This is a genomic window from Amycolatopsis vastitatis, from assembly GCF_002234595.1.
GTDB classification, from domain to species: domain Bacteria; phylum Actinomycetota; class Actinomycetes; order Mycobacteriales; family Pseudonocardiaceae; genus Amycolatopsis; species Amycolatopsis vastitatis.
Genome location: NZ_NMUL01000003.1, coordinates 17,567 through 33,221, shown reverse-complemented (window position 1 = coordinate 33,221; position 15,655 = coordinate 17,567). Strand labels below are relative to the sequence as shown.

General features: G+C 70.4%; 15 protein-coding genes. 9 read left to right on the top strand and 6 right to left on the bottom strand.

Features of this window, described 5'->3' with window-relative positions:
- Window positions 1–174 precede the first annotated feature (174 nt).
- The 7 genes from murJ to CF165_RS02640 all read left to right on the top strand — a co-directional run bounded on the left by murJ (window position 175) and on the right by CF165_RS02640 (window position 8,131).
- Window positions 175–2,091 (top strand): murein biosynthesis integral membrane protein MurJ, encoded by a 1,917-nt coding sequence (gene murJ / locus CF165_RS02670; RefSeq protein ID WP_093945818.1) that lies wholly within the window; start codon window positions 175–177, stop codon window positions 2,089–2,091.
- A 79-nt stretch (window positions 2,092–2,170) separates the two neighbouring features.
- The gene (locus CF165_RS02665; protein ID WP_093945798.1) at window positions 2,171–3,760 is read left to right on the top strand and encodes a protein kinase family protein; all 1,590 of its coding nucleotides are present in this window, start codon (window positions 2,171–2,173) and stop codon (window positions 3,758–3,760) included.
- A gap of 31 nt (window positions 3,761–3,791) precedes the next feature.
- Window positions 3,792–4,415: an RNA polymerase sigma factor SigM gene (sigM, locus tag CF165_RS02660; RefSeq protein ID WP_093945797.1), complete on the top strand. Its 624-nt coding sequence runs from the start codon at window positions 3,792–3,794 to the stop codon at window positions 4,413–4,415.
- The gene (locus tag CF165_RS02655) at window positions 4,412–5,212 is read left to right on the top strand and encodes an RsmA family anti-sigma factor (protein ID WP_093945796.1); all 801 of its coding nucleotides are present in this window, start codon (window positions 4,412–4,414) and stop codon (window positions 5,210–5,212) included. Before sigM ends, CF165_RS02655 begins: the two co-directional genes overlap by 4 nt.
- A 140-nt stretch (window positions 5,213–5,352) precedes the next feature.
- Window positions 5,353–6,345, top strand: coding sequence for a thioredoxin-disulfide reductase (trxB, locus tag CF165_RS02650; protein ID WP_093945795.1), 993 nt, complete (start codon window positions 5,353–5,355; stop codon window positions 6,343–6,345).
- Between the two features lie 32 nt (window positions 6,346–6,377).
- The gene (gene trxA, locus CF165_RS02645) at window positions 6,378–6,701 is read left to right on the top strand and encodes a thioredoxin (protein WP_093945794.1); all 324 of its coding nucleotides are present in this window, start codon (window positions 6,378–6,380) and stop codon (window positions 6,699–6,701) included.
- 281 nt (window positions 6,702–6,982) lie between these two features.
- Window positions 6,983–8,131, top strand: coding sequence for an N-acetylmuramoyl-L-alanine amidase (locus CF165_RS02640; protein ID WP_093945793.1), 1,149 nt, complete (start codon window positions 6,983–6,985; stop codon window positions 8,129–8,131).
- A 208-nt stretch (window positions 8,132–8,339) separates the two neighbouring features.
- Here the strand turns inward: CF165_RS02640 and CF165_RS02635 are convergent, their stop codons facing one another.
- A complete protein-coding gene (locus CF165_RS02635; RefSeq protein ID WP_093945792.1) occupies window positions 8,340–8,984 on the bottom strand; it encodes a GNAT family N-acetyltransferase in 645 nt (214 codons plus the stop codon).
- Window positions 8,985–9,198: 214 nt separating this feature from the next.
- Between CF165_RS02635 and CF165_RS02630 the strand changes: the two genes are divergently transcribed.
- Together CF165_RS02630 and CF165_RS02625 are read left to right on the top strand one after the other, a co-directional pair.
- Window positions 9,199–10,518, top strand: coding sequence for an aminotransferase-like domain-containing protein (locus CF165_RS02630; RefSeq protein ID WP_093945791.1), 1,320 nt, complete (start codon window positions 9,199–9,201; stop codon window positions 10,516–10,518).
- A 36-nt stretch (window positions 10,519–10,554) separates the two neighbouring features.
- Window positions 10,555–11,499, top strand: a complete 945-nt coding sequence (locus CF165_RS02625) for a D-alanine--D-alanine ligase family protein (RefSeq protein WP_093945790.1) — start codon at window positions 10,555–10,557, stop codon at window positions 11,497–11,499.
- Window positions 11,500–11,630: 131 nt separating this feature from the next.
- Here the strand turns inward: CF165_RS02625 and CF165_RS02620 are convergent, their stop codons facing one another.
- The 5 genes from CF165_RS02620 to CF165_RS02600 all read right to left on the bottom strand — a co-directional run bounded on the left by CF165_RS02620 (window position 11,631) and on the right by CF165_RS02600 (window position 15,640).
- On the bottom strand, window positions 11,631–12,632 hold the full coding sequence (locus CF165_RS02620; RefSeq protein WP_093945789.1) for a ParB/RepB/Spo0J family partition protein: 1,002 nt from the start codon (window positions 12,630–12,632) through the stop codon (window positions 11,631–11,633).
- Window positions 12,629–13,552, bottom strand: coding sequence for a ParA family protein (locus CF165_RS02615; RefSeq protein WP_093945788.1), 924 nt, complete (start codon window positions 13,550–13,552; stop codon window positions 12,629–12,631). Before CF165_RS02615 ends, CF165_RS02620 begins: the two co-directional genes overlap by 4 nt.
- A 77-nt stretch (window positions 13,553–13,629) precedes the next feature.
- Window positions 13,630–14,322, bottom strand: a complete 693-nt coding sequence (gene rsmG / locus CF165_RS02610; protein WP_093945787.1) for a 16S rRNA (guanine(527)-N(7))-methyltransferase RsmG — start codon at window positions 14,320–14,322, stop codon at window positions 13,630–13,632.
- A gap of 145 nt (window positions 14,323–14,467) precedes the next feature.
- Window positions 14,468–15,010: a DUF6886 family protein gene (locus CF165_RS02605; protein WP_093945786.1), complete on the bottom strand. Its 543-nt coding sequence runs from the start codon at window positions 15,008–15,010 to the stop codon at window positions 14,468–14,470.
- Between the two features lie 72 nt (window positions 15,011–15,082).
- Window positions 15,083–15,640, bottom strand: a complete 558-nt coding sequence (locus CF165_RS02600; RefSeq protein WP_167441323.1) for a Jag family protein — start codon at window positions 15,638–15,640, stop codon at window positions 15,083–15,085.
- Between the last annotated feature and the right edge of the window lie 15 nt (window positions 15,641–15,655).

Sequence of the window (15,655 nt, the reverse complement as noted above, 5' to 3'; positions counted from 1 at the left end):
CCGCCGCAGGGTCCGCCCCCGCAAGGCCCTCCGCCGCAAGGCCCTCCGCCGCGCGGCGGGCAGCCTCCCCGCGCCGGCGGTCCGGCTCCCACGCGCGTCCAGCCGGTGCCGCCGCCACCGGGCCCGCCGGGTCCGCAGTCGGTCCAGGGCCGGCTGCCCCAGCCCGCCCCGCCGGTGGCGCCCCCGCCGTCGACCCCGCCGCCGGGCAACCCGGTCCCCGGCACGCCGCCGCCCGGCACCCCCGTGCCGCCCCGCGGCCGCGGGGCCCGCCGCCCGGCTCCGGTCCGGCCGTGGCAGGAGGAGGCCCAGCAGCCCCCGCGCGACCCTGAGGCGACGCGGTTCATCCCGCGCACCGCCGGCGTCCCGATGAACTCGCGCTGGCCGGTCGCCGACCCGGACGTCATGCGCCCGTACGACGCGCTGGCGACCCAGGTCATGCCGGCGCTCAAGGGGCCGCTCGTCAAGCCCCGGCCGGACGGGGAAGCGCCGGAGGCCCCGGCGAAGGCGCCGTCGCTGGCGAAGGCGTCCGGGCGGATGGCGATCGCGTCGCTGATCAGCCGCATCACCGGCTTCCTGTGGAAGCTGCTGCTGGTCGGCGCCATCGGCCAGGGCGTCGCGAACGACTCGTTCAACGTCGCCAACACGATGCCGAACATCATCTTCGAGCTGCTGATGGGTGGCGTGCTCGCCAGCGTGGTCGTGCCGCTGCTGGTGCGCTCGCAGGACGATCCCGACGGCGGCACGGCGTACACCCAGCGGCTCATCACCGTGGCGTTCGTGCTGCTGCTGGTCGGCACGGTCGTCGCGGTGCTCGCGGCACCGGCGTTCACGAGCCTCTACGTCGACTCGTCCGGCCGGGCCAGTCCGCAGCTGACCACGGCGTTCGCCTACCTGCTGCTGCCGGAGATCTTCTTCTACGGCGTCTTCGCGCTGCTCTCGGCGGTGCTGAACGCCAAGCAGATCTTCGGCCCCACCGCGTGGGCGCCGGTGATCAACAACCTGGTCGTCATCTTCACGATCCTGGTCGTCTGGATCATGCCGGGCGACATCGACACCGGCCACGTCTCGATCACCGACCCCAAGGTGCTGACGCTGGGCATCGGCGTCACCGGCGGCATCGTCGCCCAGGCGTTGCTGCTGATACCCCCGCTGCTGCGCTCCGGCTTCCGCTTCAAGTGGCGCTGGGGCATCGACCGGCAGATGAAGGAGTTCGGCGGCCTCGCGCTGTGGATCCTCGGTTACGTCGCGGTGAGCCAGGTCGGCTACACGATCAACACCCGCGTGCTGACGAGCGGTTCCCCCGGCGGTGTGACGGCGTACAGCAACGCTTGGCTGCTCTTCCAGCTGCCGTACGGCGTCATCGGCGTCTCCCTGCTGACGGCGATCATGCCGCGGATGAGCCGCGCGGCCGCCGACGGCGACCACAAGAAGCTGATCGGCGACCTGTCGTACGCGTCCCGGATGTCGACGGTGCTGCTGGTGCCGATCTCCGCGGTGATGACCGTGGTCGGCGGCTCGATCGGCATCGCGCTGTTCACCTTCGGCAAGGGCACGATCGACACCGCGGAGCGGCTCGGCGACGCGCTCGCCATCTCGGCGTTCGCGTTGCTGCCGTACGCGCTGGTCATGCTCCAGATGCGCGTGTTCTACGCGATGAAGGACGCCCGCACGCCGACGTTGATCATGATCGTGATGACGCTGGTCAAGGTGCCGCTGCTGTACCTGTGCCCGGTGCTGCTGTCGCCGGACAACGTCGTGCTCGGCGTCATGATGGTCAACGCGCTGACGTTCGTGGTCGGCGCGATCCTCGGGCAGGTTTGGCTCTGGGTGACGCTGGGCAACTTGCGCAGCAAACGGGTGATCGGCGTGATTCTCTTCACGGTGGTGGCGAGCGCTCTCGGCGTCGGCGCGGCGTGGCTGGCCGGCCAGATCGTGCCGGACGGGTTCGGCCCGAAACTGGGGGCCTGGGCGAAGCTTCTCCTGCAGAGCATCGTGGGCATCGTCGTCTCGTTCGGCGTGCTGATGGCGCTGAAGGTCGAAGAGCTGAAGCCGGCCACTTCGAGGTTCACCCGGTTGATCAAGCGCGGGTAACGATTGCGGTACGGAAGGCGACGACTCCCGCGTCGTATTCTGGGTAACCTTGGGGCGGGGAGCTAACGGGAGAGTGCGGGTGGACACGAGGCGGAGCGAACAGGCGGGGGGTGCGAACCACGTGGGCAAGGCCCAGGTCGGATCGCTGGCCCCCGGGCGTGTGGTCGGCGACGGCCGCTACCGCCTCCTCGCGCAGTTCGGCGTGGACGAGCGGGGCGACGCGCACCTTTGGCGTGCGCGCGACGGGCAGCTGAAGCGGGACGTCGCGCTGACCCTGCTGGTCGGCGACCCGGCGGACCCCGAAGCCGCTCGCCTGGCCCGGCGGACGCTCGAACGCGCCACGCACGCGTCCAAGTTCGGCCACGGCGGCGTCGCCCGCGTGCTGGACGTGCTCGCGCTCGGCAGCGGCATCACCTCGAGCGAAGGCCTGCTCGGTGTCGTCGTCGCGGAGTGGACCAAGGGCAGCGACCTGGTCGACCTCGTCGCGCAGCGGCCGGTGGCCCCCGCCGCGGCCGCGCGGATGGTGCAGGCGCTGGCCGAAGCCGTCGAACAGGCGCACCAGAACGGGCTCGTCCTCGGCCTCGACCACCCCCAGCGCCTGCGGCTGACGCCGAACGGCGCGCTGAAGCTCGCGTTCCCCGGCCCGCTGCCGGAGGCGACGCTGCGCGACGACGTCAAGGCGCTCGGCGCGGTCCTGTACCTGCTGCTGACCGGCCGCTGGGCGCTGCCCGGCGGGCCGCCCGCGATCCCGGCGGCGCCGATGACGCCGCAGGGCCGGATCGTCCCGCCGCGCCAGCTGGTCCCGACGGTCCCCGCGGACCTGTCGTCGCTGGCCGTGCGCACGATCGAGGACGGCGGCAACGGCGGCATCCGCACCAGCGCGGCCATCCTCCGCGTCCTCGACCAAGTGGCCGAAGAAGAGGAACGCACCCAGCTGATCAAGGCCGTCGGCGGTGATCCGGCCGAGCCCGACGGCACGGTGTGGACGACGAAGAAGCCGGTCAAGGACGTCGCCCGGCGGCGCAAGCTCGCCCTCGGCGTCACGGTGCTGGTGGTCGCGACCGTCGTCATCCTCGCCTGGGGCGGGCTGATGCTGATCAACACCTTCCAGGGCGAATCGAAGGTGAGCGGGCCGACGATCAACGTCGCCGAACCGCCGGCGTCGAGCCAGCAGGCCGGGAAGCCCCCCGCGTCCCCGCCTGCGCCGCCTCCCTCGCAGCCGCCGGCCGTGGGCGCCCCGGTGGCGCCGCAGTCGGTGGCCGTCTACAACCCGGAGGGCAAGGGCGACAACACCGGACGGGCGAAGTACGCGATCGACGGCAAGCCGGACACGGTCTGGCGGACGGAGAAGTACCGGCAGCAGCTGCCCGCCGTGAAGCCGGGCGTGGGGCTGATCGTCGCCTTCCAGGACCCGATCAACCTCAGCCAGGTGAAGATCACCGGTACCGCGGGCACGAAGGTCGAGATCCGGTCGGCGACCGGGAAGAACCCCGACCTGGCCGACACGAAGGTGATCGGCAACGGCGACCTGAAGGACGGCGAGACGACGATCCCGCTGGCCCAGCCGGCGCAGGGCGAATTCTTCATCGTCTGGATCACTCAGCTGGGCGACGCCGACGGGCAGTTCATGACCGAAATCGGTGACTTGACCTTCCTGCCTGCGGGGTGACGCACCCGACAGGGTCAGTAGGCTCTCGCGGGTGACAGCTGCAGCTCCCACGGATGCGGATCTGATAGCGGCTCACGCCGCGGGGGACCCTCATGCGTTCAGCGAACTCGTCCAGCGACATCGCGACCGCATGTGGGCAGTCGCCCTGCGCACGGTCCGCGACCCGGAAGAGGCCGCCGACGCGTTGCAGGACGCGTTCATCTCGGCGTTCCGCGCGGCCGGGAACTTCCGGGCCGAGTCGCAGGTCACGACGTGGCTGCACCGGATCGTGGTGAACGCCTGCCTCGACCGGATCCGCCGCCGCCAGGCGCGGCCGACCGTGCCGCTGCCGGAGACCGGCTTCAACGAGCCGGCGACGCCCCGCGACTCGATGGCCGAGCGGGAGACCAGCCTGCTGGTGCGCCAAGCCCTCGACCAGCTGCCCGAGGAGCAGCGTGCCCCGATCGTGTTGGTCGACGTCGAGGGATACTCCGTCGCCGAGACGGCGAAGATGCTCGGCATCGCCGAAGGCACCGTGAAGAGCCGGTGCGCCCGGGGCCGCGGGAAGCTCGCGAAGGTTCTCGGGCACCTGCGGAACCCCGATGCGATTGCGAACGTCCCAACTCACGAAAGCAAACGGGCCGGGCGTCAGCCGGGTAGCGGGGAGGGACGATGACGGACGAAAGCCGGGGGATCGGGGGGACCGTCGGTCCCCCCTGGTCTGTCGACGTGCTCGCCGACCTCCACGCCGGCGTCCTGGACGACGCGCGGGCGGCGGAGCTGTGGCCGCTGGTCAACGCCGACCCGGAGGCCAGGGCGGTCCTGGACGCCCTCGACGCCACGCAGGCCGACCTGGCCTCGCTCGCCGCCGCACCCGCCCCGCGGATGCCCGCGGAGTTCGCGGCCCGGCTCGACGCGGCGCTGGCCGCCGAAGCAGCGGCCGCCTTTCCTGGACAAGCACAGCCTGCGCCGCGCACGGCACCGGAGCAGGCCGGGCCCGGGAACGCCCCGGTGGTGGACCTCGCGGCGGCCCGGCGGCGCCGGAACAAGCGGCTCGGCTGGGCCGCCGGTGTCTTGACCGCGGCCGCGGCGGCGATCGTCGCCGTGACCGTCGCGATCCCGAACACGTCGCCGCAGAGCGGCACCCCCAACGTCGCGGCACCGCCCCCGTCCGGCCCGTCGGTGGGCAGCGACGGCAGCGGCGTCCAGGCCCTGGTCGGCAAGGCGGTCGGCGTCCGCGACTTCGGCCCGCTGCAGAACGAGGACCGCCTCGACGCGTGCATCGCGGCCGCCGGTCTCGACCCGAAGGTGCGCCCGGAAGGCATCCGGCCGGTGAACGTCGGCGGCAAGGCGGGCGTGATGATCATCCTGACCACCGGCAAGCTCGCCCAGTTCCGGCTCGTGGCCTTCGGCGCGGACTGCGGACCGGGAAATCCGGCTGTGTTGTTCGACAAGGTCGTCGGGGAGAAGTAGCGGCTGTGCCATCCGGGGCTTCGCCCCGGGCCGGGGGCTCCGCCACCCGGAACCCCCATGAGCGCTGTCACGCCCGGGAACACGGCCACCTACGATCGTGTTGAGCCTGGTACACGGGTCACTACGAGCGGAGGTCACGGGTGGCTGCCGAGGAAATCAGGAACCTGATCATCGTCGGGTCGGGTCCTGCCGGATACACCGCTGCCGTCTATGCGGCGCGGGCCCAGCTGGAACCGCTGGTGTTCGAGGGCACGCAGTTCGGCGGCGCGCTGATGACGACGACGGAGGTCGAGAACTTCCCCGGCTTCCGCGACGGCATCATGGGTCCGGACCTGATGGAGGAGATGCGCAAGCAGGCAGAGCGTTTCGGCGCCGAGCTGCGCGCGGAGGACGTCGAGTCGCTGGAGCTGACCGGGAACGTCAAGTACGTCCACGCGAACGGCAAGCGCTACGCCGCCCGCGCGGTCGTCCTCGCCATGGGCGCGGCGGCGCGGTACCTGAACGTGCCGGGCGAGCAGGAGCTGCTCGGCCGCGGTGTGTCGGCCTGTGCGACCTGTGACGGCTTCTTCTTCCGCGACCACGACATCGTGGTGGCCGGCGGTGGCGACTCGGCGATGGAGGAGGCGACCTTCCTGACGAAGTTCGCGAAGTCCGTCACGGTCGTCCACCGGCGCGACGAGTTCCGCGCGTCCAAGATCATGCTCGAGCGCGCCCGCGCGAACGAGAAGATCAAGTGGAAGCTGAACTCGCGGATCACCGGCGTGCTCGGCGACGGCAAGGTCGAGGGCCTGCGGCTGAAGGACACCCGGGACGGCTCCGAGTCGACCCTGGACGTGTCCGGCTTCTTCGTGGCGATCGGCCACGACCCCCGCAGCCAGCTGGTGAAGGGGCAGGTCGAGCTGGACGAAGACGGCTACGTGGTCACGAAGGGCAAGACGTCCTTCACGAACCTCGACGGCGTCTTCGCGGCCGGCGACCTCGTGGACCGCACCTACCGGCAGGCGATCACCGCCGCCGGTTCGGGATGCAGTGCCGCGATCGACGCGGAACGATGGCTGGCGGAGCACGGCGAGTCGGACGCCCATGAGGCGGCCGAGCTGGTCGGCGGCGGCTACGGCGCGGGCACCAACTGACTTCCGGCTTTCGACCACTTGAAGGAGAAACCATGTCCAACACCGTGAAGGTGACCGACGCGACGTTCGTCGACGAGGTCCTGACCAGCGAGAAGCCGGTCCTCGTCGACTTCTGGGCCACCTGGTGCGGCCCGTGCAAGATGGTCGCCCCGGTGCTCGAGGAGATCGCGGCCGAGAAGGGCGACAAGCTGACGATCGCCAAGATCGACATCGACGAGAACCCGAACACGCCGCGTGACTACCAGGTGATGTCCATCCCGACGCTGATCCTCTTCCAGGGCGGCAAGCCGGTGAAGCAGATCGTGGGCGCGAAGCCGAAGGCCGCGCTGCTGTCGGATCTCGCCGACGTCCTCTGAACCGAACCAGCCCGGCGAACCCGGGGCCTGCGGGAATCCCCCGCGGACCCCGGGTTTGTCCGTCCTTCGGGGGAATCTGTCCGATGTGGGTGAATGCAGCGTGACGACGGCCACCGGGGGTACTCCACGATCGGGCCCTTGACCTACCTACTGGGCCTGCGCTGTCACCGAGAGTTGGCAAGGCACAATAGAGGACCTGGGTGCGTCCCAGCGAAGGTTTTCCCGAAGTCCTGCCACGCATCGAGCCCCCGAATCGGTGCCTGAGGAAGAGCGAGGAGTGCATGCGGGTACTCCGCCGCGGTGACGCCGGTCCGGACGTCGCCGAGATCAGGTCCATCCTGGCCGGGATGGACCTGCTCCCGCCGGTCACCGACACCGGCGACTACGACACGTTCGACGTCGCCGTCGAGCACGCCGTCCGTGCCTTCCAGCAGCGCCGTGGGCTGATCACCGACGGCATCGTGGGTCCGGCCACGTTCCAGGCGCTCAAGGGCGCCAGCTACCACCTTGGCAGCCGCCCGCTGTCGTACACGATCGCGGCGCCGATCCAGGGTGACGACGTCTTCACGCTGCAGGAGCGGCTGACCGAGCTCGGCTTCGACGCCGGCCGCCCCGACGGGTACTTCGGCGCCCAGACCGAGCGCGCCCTCAAGACGTTCCAGCGCGACATGCGCCTGACGCCGGACGGCATGTGCGGCCCGGCGACCATCCGTGAGCTGCACCGCCTGTCGTCGCCGCGGGCCCGGGGCGGGCGCCCCGTGTTCCTGCGCGAGCAGGAGCAGGTGCGCCAGGCCGGGCCGCGGCTGCGCGGCAAGCGCATCGTGATCGACCCCGGCCACGGCGGCGACGACCTCGGCGTGGTCGCCGGCGAGCTGCGTGAAGCCGACATCGCGTGGGACCTGGCCCGCCGCCTGGAGGGCCGGATGAAGGCCACCGGCATGGAGGCGCTGATCTCCCGCGGCCCGAACCACAGCCCCACCGAGCTGGAGCGTGCCCGCTTCGCGAACGACGCGGGTGCCGACCTGTTCCTGTCCCTGCACAGCGACAGCAACCCCTCGCCGCGTGCGCAGGGCATCGCGAGCTTCCACTTCGGCACCGGCAACGGCACGACGTCGACGGTGGGCGAGCTGCTGGCGGGCTTCATCCAGCGCGAGGTCGCGGCCCGCACGGGCATGCTGGACTGCCGCACGCACTACAAGACGTGGGAGATCTTCACCCGCACCCGCTGCCCGGCGGTCCGGGTCGAGATCGGCTACCTGACGAACCCGGACGACGCCCGCAAGCTCGGCGACCCGGCGTTCCGGGACATCGTCGCGGAGGGCATCCTCATCGCCGTCAAGCGGCTGTACCTCCTCGGCGAGGGCGACCAGCCGACGGGAACGTTCACGTTCGCCGACGTCCTGGCGCACGAGCTCGCGAAGGCCGAATAAGCCCGACCACAACCCCTAGCGGCTCTCCTTCACCTGCCCCACCATCCCTGGGGACGACGTCGGCTCGTCCCCAGGTTTCGGCGCAGTCATCCACAGCTTTTCCACCGCTCCTATCAGCGCTCTGTGGATAACTCGGCACTTCTTCCACAGTTGTGCACACGCGCGTTACAGGCACGCCGGAGCAGGGGCGCAAACGTTTGCGGGAAGGTCAGGCGCGACCGAGGCTCGGCTCGGCGGTGGTAATCGTCACCTGGCCGAGCAGCCGTTCCAGCGCTGCCTCGACGTCTTCCTTCCAGGTGATCGCCGAGCGCAGTTCGAGGCGCAGCCGCGGCCACTTCTGGTGCGGGCGGACGGTCTTGAAGCCGACGCTCTGCAGGAACGCGGCCGGCAGCACACAGCTGTGGCCGCCATCGGGATCCGACTCCTCGGGCCGGGCGTCGCCGAACGCCTCGATCGCGCGCACACCGCGCTTGGTCAGGTCCTTGGCGACCGCCTGAACCAGCATCCGGCCGAGGCCGCCGCCGCGGAACTCCGGGAGGACCTGGAACGCCGTCAGCAGCACGGCGTCGGCACTCGGCGGCGACGTCGGGAAGGCCAGCGCGCGCGGGACGGCGTTCGGCGGGGCGTACAGCACGAACCCGACCGGCAGCGTGTCGCTGTAGACGATGCGGCCGCAGGAACCCCACTCGAGCAGCACGCTCGAGACCCAGGCTTCCTTCTCGACCTCGGTGGCGCCGAACTCCTCCGCCTGGTTCTTCAGGTGCGGGGCGAGTTCCCAGTACACGCACTGGCGGCAGCTCTTCGGCAGATGCTCGAGGTTGTCCAGTGTGACGCCCACGACGCGACGCGACACCCGCGACCTCCCTGACCTGCGCTCCCGACCGGCTGCCCGTTCGTCAAGCCGCGCAAGAGCCACAGCACGAACACGGGAGCCACGGTCGAGGATAGGCCGATGTGACAAGCACCGAAAGGCCAGGGGTCCCGGATGGGTGCCCGGTTACACTCGATGGGATCTCCACCGCTCCCGCGGGAGTGACCGTGTCCACCGAGCCCCGGGTGAATCGTCGATGACCGAGAACCGCCCCAGCAAGCCGCAGAGCGGCCGCCACAGCCTCGACCCGCATCTCGAGCGGTACGCCGCGCGCACCGCCGGGATGACCGCCTCCGAGATCCGGGCGCTGTTCGCGGTGGCCAGCCGGCCCGAGGTGGTCTCGCTGGCCGGCGGCATGCCGAACCTGGCGGCGCTCCCGCTCGACACGCTGTCGGCGCAGGTGGCGGAGATCATCGCGGAAGACGGTTTGGTGGCGCTGCAGTACGGCTCGGCGCACGGCGTCCCGGTGCTACGCGAGCAGATCTGCGAAATCATGGCCCTGGAGGGCATCAAGGCGCACCCGGACGACGTCGTGGTGACCGTCGGCTCGCAGATGGGCCTGGACATGGTCACGCGGCTGTTCTGCGACCCCGGTGACGTCGTGATCGCCGAAGGCCCCTCGTACGTCGGCGCGCTGGGCTCGTTCGCCGCGTACCAGGCTCAGGTCGTGCACGTGGCGATGGACGACCACGGCCTGGTGCCCGAACTGCTGCGCGAGGCGCTCGACCGGACCGAGAAGGCCGGCCGCCGGGTCAAGTTCCTCTACACGATCCCGAACTTCCACAACCCCGCCGGCGTCACGCTGGCGGTGGAGCGCCGCGCGGAGATCCTGGAGATCTGCCGCGACCACGGCGTCCTGGTCGTCGAAGACAACCCGTACGGGTTGCTTGGCTTCGACGGGCAGACCTATCCGGCGCTGCGGTCGACCGACCCCGAGAACGTCGTGTACCTCGGCTCGTTCTCCAAGACCTTCGCTTCCGGCCTGCGCGTCGGCTGGGTGCTCGCGCCGCACGCGGTGCGCGAGAAGCTCGTGCTCGCCGCGGAGTCCGCGACGCTGTGCCCGCCGACGTTCAACCAGATGATCGTGTCGCGCTACCTGGCCACGCACGACTGGAAGGGCCAGATCAAGAAGTTCCGCGAGAACTACCGCGAACGGCGTGACGCGATCCTGACCGCGCTCGACGAACACCTGCCGCCGGGCTGCACCTGGACCAAGCCGGACGGCGGCTTCTACGTCTGGGTGACGGTGCCGGAAGGCGTCGACACGAAGGCGATGCTGCCGCGCGCGGTGACGGCGCGGGTGGCGTACGCGTCCGGAACCGGCTTCTACGCCGACGGCTTCGGCAGCCGGCAGATGCGGCTGTCCTACTGCTACCCGACGCCGGAACGCATCACCGAGGGCGTGCGGCGGCTGGCCGCCGTGCTCGAGTCCGAAATGGACCTTGCCCGTACCTTCGGTAACGTGGGCACGCGCCGGATCCGCGGCCCGCAGACACCTTCCCCGGACACCGTCTAAAACCGGAAGTCCGTAGTAGCAAAAGGAGTTCCTACGGTGGTCGACCGTACCGTTGCCGTGCTCGCCGGCGGGCTTTCGCACGAACGCGACATTTCCCTGAGGTCCGGCCGGCGGCTCTCGGCGGCGTTGAAGTCGGAAGGCTTCGACACCCACGAATGGGACACCGACGCCGGACTGCTCGAGCGCCTGCGCACCCAGCGCCCGGACGCGGTGGTCATCGCCCTCCACGGCGGCGAGGGTGAGAACGGCTCGGTGCAGACGGTCCTGGAGATGCTGGACGTGCCGTTCGTCGGCACCGGCTCCCACGGCTGCCGCCGAGCGTGGGACAAGCCCACCGCGAAGGCGCTGCTGGCGAACGCCGGGTTCGTGACGCCGGACTGGGTGGTGCTGCCGCACAGCATCTTCCGCGAGCTGGGCGCACAGGCGGTGCTCGACGCGATGGTGGAGCGCCTCGGCCTGCCGCTGATCCTCAAGCCGGACCAGGGCGGCTCGGCGCTCGGCACCCAGGTGGTGCGCGAGGCGGCGGAACTGCCGGCGGCGATGGTCGGCTGCTTCGCCTACGGCGACACGGTGCTCGCGGAGCGGTACGTGGAGGGCGTCGAGGTGGCCGTGACGGTCGTCGAAGGCGAGAACGGGCCCCAGGCCCTCCCCGCGGTCGAGATCGTGCCGGAGAGCGGCGTGTACGACTTCACGGCCCGCTACACCGCCGGCCTGACCGACTTCTTCACCCCGGCCCGGCTCGACGACACCGCGGCCAAGGCGGTGGCCGAGCTGGCCGTCGCCGCGCACCGCGTCATGGGACTGCGCGACATCTCCCGCACCGACGCGATCGTCGCCGCGGACGGCACGGTGAACTTCCTCGCCGTCAACCTGTCGCCGGGTCTGACCGAGACGTCCACGGTGCCGATGTCGATCGAAGCGGCGGGCAAGTCGCTCGGCGGAGTTTTCTCGGAGCTGATCTCCCGGGCGATCGCCCGCTGATCCTCACGCGAAAGGCCACTACGGATCAGTCCGTGGTGGCCTTTTTCGTGTCGCGAACGATCATCACCGAGCGTGCCGTCGATCACCGCGATGCGCAATCATCACCGTGACGAAACGCCCTGGGGTGATCCCTAATCGGAATCCGGTGTCCGATTTGCCGTGTTCGCGTCGATGATCGAGACGATCCGCTCCAAGTCGTCGACCGAGCCGAACTCGAGCACGATCCGGCCCTTGCGCCGGCCGAGGTCGACCTTCACGCGGGTGTCGAACGTGTCCGAGAGCCGGTTCGCGAGCTCCTGCAACCCGGGCGCCTGGATCGGCTTGCGCGGCGCGGGCTTCGGCTTGGCCGGCTTCTCGCTCTTCTTGAGCGTGACGGCTTCCTCCGTCGCCCGGACCGACATGCCTTCCGCGACGATGCGGGCGGCGAGCTCTTCCTGGCTTTCGGCGTCCTCCAGCGACAGCAGCGCACGCGCGTGCCCGGCGGACAGGACGCCCGCGGCGACCCGGCGCTGCACCGGCAGGGGGAGCTTGAGGAGCCGGATCGTGTTGGTGATGACCGGGCGGCTGCGGCCGATCCGGCTCGCCAGCTCCTCGTGGGTGACGGCGAACTCGTCGAGCAGCTGCTGGTACGCCGCCGCCTCTTCCAGGGGGTTCAGCTGGACGCGGTGGATGTTCTCCAGGAGCGCGTCGCGGAGCATCGACTCGTCGGCGGTCTGCCGGACGATCGCCGGGATCGCTTCGAGCTCCGCCTGCTGCGACGCCCGTAGCCGCCGCTCGCCCATGACGAGCTCGTACTCGTCGTTCCCGAGCTCGCGGACCACGATGGGCTGCATGAGCCCGAACTCGCGGATCGAGTGCTCGAGTTCGGCGAGCGCGTCTTCGTCGAAGACCTGGCGCGGCTGCTTCGGGTTCGGCTTGATCGAGCCGACGGGGATCTCGCGGTAGACCGCGCCGGCCACCTCGCCGCTGTGCTGCTTCGCCTGACCGTTGGCCGCGAACCAGCCCTTGTCCTCGGCCGCCTTCTTGTCCGCCGCCGACGGTTCACCGGGCGCGGGCAGCGGGCCGCCACCGGTCGGTCCGGTCGGGATCAGAGCGGCGAGGCCGCGCCCCAGCCCTCCTCGGCGCTCGGTCATGTGGAACTACCTTTCTCCATCTGTGCGCCACGCTCGGCGATCTCCTTGGCCGCGTCGACGTAGCTCATCGCCCCACGCGAACCGGGATCGTAAGCCAGCACCGTCTGGCCGTACCCGGGCGCCTCGGACACCTTCACGCTGCGAGGGATGACGGTCTTCAGCACGGTGTCGCCGAAGTGGTTCCGCACCTCGTTCGTCACCTGGTCGGCCAGCTTGGTCCGGCCGTCGTACATGGTGAGGAGGATCGTCGAGACGCGGAGTTCGCGGTTGAGGTGCTGCTGCACGAGCTCGATGTTGCTCAGCAGCTGCCCGAGACCTTCCAGCGCGTAGTACTCGCACTGGATGGGGATGAGCACCTCCTGCGCGGCGACCATCGCGTTGACCGTCAGCAGTCCCAGCGACGGCGGGCAGTCGATGAGGACGTAGTCGACGCCGATCTCGTCGAGGATCTCCGAGGAGATCGCCTCCTTGAGCCGGGACTCGCGGGACGCCATCGAGACGAGCTCGATCTCGGCACCGGCGAGGTCAATCGTCGCCGGTACGCAGAAGAGGTTGGGGGACTGCTCGGTCGGCTGGGCCGCCTCCGCGAGCGTCACCTCACCGATGAGCACCTCGTAGATGGAGGGCGTCCCGGACCGGTGGTCGACGTCGAGCGCGGTGCTCGCGTTGCCCTGCGGGTCGAGGTCGACGACGAGCGTCTTGAGCCCGTGGACGGCGAGCGCGGCGGCGAGGTTGACCGTGCTGGTGGTCTTGCCGACGCCGCCCTTCTGGTTGGCGACGGTCATCACGCGACGACGGCCGGGACGGGGAAGCGTCCTCTCCGGGTGCAGCAGACGCGCGGCGCGGGCGGCTTCTTCGGCGATCGGCGTCCAGCCCACGTCGTGGCTGGTCTCCGTGGAGTCGGACGGCGGGGGATTCACCGGTCTCGACACCTCCTCCATCTAGACGTCTGGTCGGTGGTCGAGTCGCGTCGTTTCACGTGGAACATCGCGACCCGTTAACGCTTCCTGCTCCGTGCCTTCGGCTTGCCCGGCGCCGTCTTCGACGGCAGGCGACGGATCTTCACGACCGTGCTGGGGACCTCGAGCACAGCCGCACCGCACTCGACGATCAGTGGATCGGCACCGCCGGCCTTGCGGATGGCGGCGCCGTCCCGATCGATCTCGTCCGCCGCGCTGGCCCCTTTGAGGGCGACCAGGAAGCCGTCGGAACGGACGAGTGGCAGGCACCATTCCGCGAGCCGGGCGAGGGGGGCGACCGCGCGAGCGGTGACGATGTCGGCACCACCGAGCTGCTCACGCACAGGCCGCTCCTCCGCGCGTCCACGGATGATGGTAATCGGGAGTTCCAGCTTCTCGGCCACCTCGGCCAGCCAGTCCACCCGGCGGGCCATCGGTTCGAGCAAGACGATATCGAGGTCCGGTCGCGCGATCGCCAGCGGTACTCCCGGAAGCCCCGCCCCCGACCCGACGTCGATGACGCGAGCCCCTTCGGGCAGCTGCTCGCCGATCACCGCCGAGTTGAGCACGTGCCGTTCCCACAGCCGCTCGACTTCCCGGGGTCCGATCAGGCCACGCTCGACGCCGTGTCGCTCCAGGAGTTCGACGTACCCGGCCGCTTGGTCGACGTGCTCACCGAACACTCGCTCCGCCGCGGCCCGCACCGCCGCCGCGGCCTGCTCCAAGCTCACTCCGCCTACTCCTCGTCCGCCGGTTTCACGTGAAACCGCGCTCGCTCGATTGTCCCCGATGTCGAGGCGAAAACGAGCCGACAGACCGCAGATGTGGACAACTCCACTCAGGCGGCCGCCGCCGGGGACGGTTCCACGTGAAACATCACGCGTGTAATTCGCTCGGCCGAGGCCGGGCGTTCCCCAGCCGGATGCCGCTGAAGCCCAGCGAGCTCTCCGCCACCGCGTCGACGAACGGCCACAGGTTCGGCAGCACGCGTAGTTCGATACCGGCCTCCTCGTGCCACGCCAGCAGATCGCCGACGGGCTCCGGAGGTCCGAGCGGACTCACCGGCTCGGTCGCCACGACCGCATGAGCGTGCGCACCGAACGAACGGAAAGAGGTCGCCGCGAACCGGTAGGCGAACAGCCGCACGGTACGCATCGCCTCGAGCCAGCCGTACTCGATCGCGTGCACGCGATCGACGCCCGGGCCGAGGAGGGACCGATCCGCGACGGAGGTTCCGGCCGTCACCCAAGCCATCGCGCGGGGACACTGGCGGGGGAACCAGTAGTCCGGCGCCCGGTCCGCGTCGACCGCCCACACGTACGCCTCCGGCTGTCGCGCGGTCGCGGCGACGTGCGGCTCGAAACGGGTGATCGACGGGTCCTCCGAGAAGTGGAGAACCTCACCGGGCGCCGGTCGCATGAGCAACACCTAGCACACAAAGAAGCGGCCCCACCCGAACCAGTCGGGTGGGGCCGCTTCGGCAACCGGGCCTCAGGACTCCGGGAAGATCACCACGCGGCGCTTCGGGTCCTCGCCCTCGCTCTCGCTGGCGACTCCGGAGACCGTCGCCACCGCGTCGTGGACCACCTTGCGCTCGAACGGGCTCATCGGCTGCAGCCGCACCCGCTCGCCGCTCTTGAGGACCGACTCCGCCGTCGAACGGCCGAGCTCCTTCAGCTCCTCGCGGCGGTCCGCGCGCCAGCCCGCGATGTCCAGCATCAGCCGGCTGCGCGAGCCGGTCTCCTGCTGGACCGCCAGGCGGGTCAGCTCCTGCAGCGCCTCCAGCACCGTGCCGCGCGGACCGACGAGCTTCTCGAGGTCCTCGCCGCCGTCGATGCTCACGATCGCGCGGCCGGCTTCCACGTCCAGGTCGATGTCACCGTCGTAGTCGAGCAGGTCCAGCAGACGCTCGAGGTAGTCGCCGGCGATGTCACCCTCCTGGACGAGGATGTCGTCACCGCCCGGCTTCTGCTCGTCCACTGCCTCCGCGGCCGTCTCCGGGGTCACGTCGTCCTTATCGGCGTCGATCGTGTCGATCGTCTCCGACATCATTCGTCTCCTCTC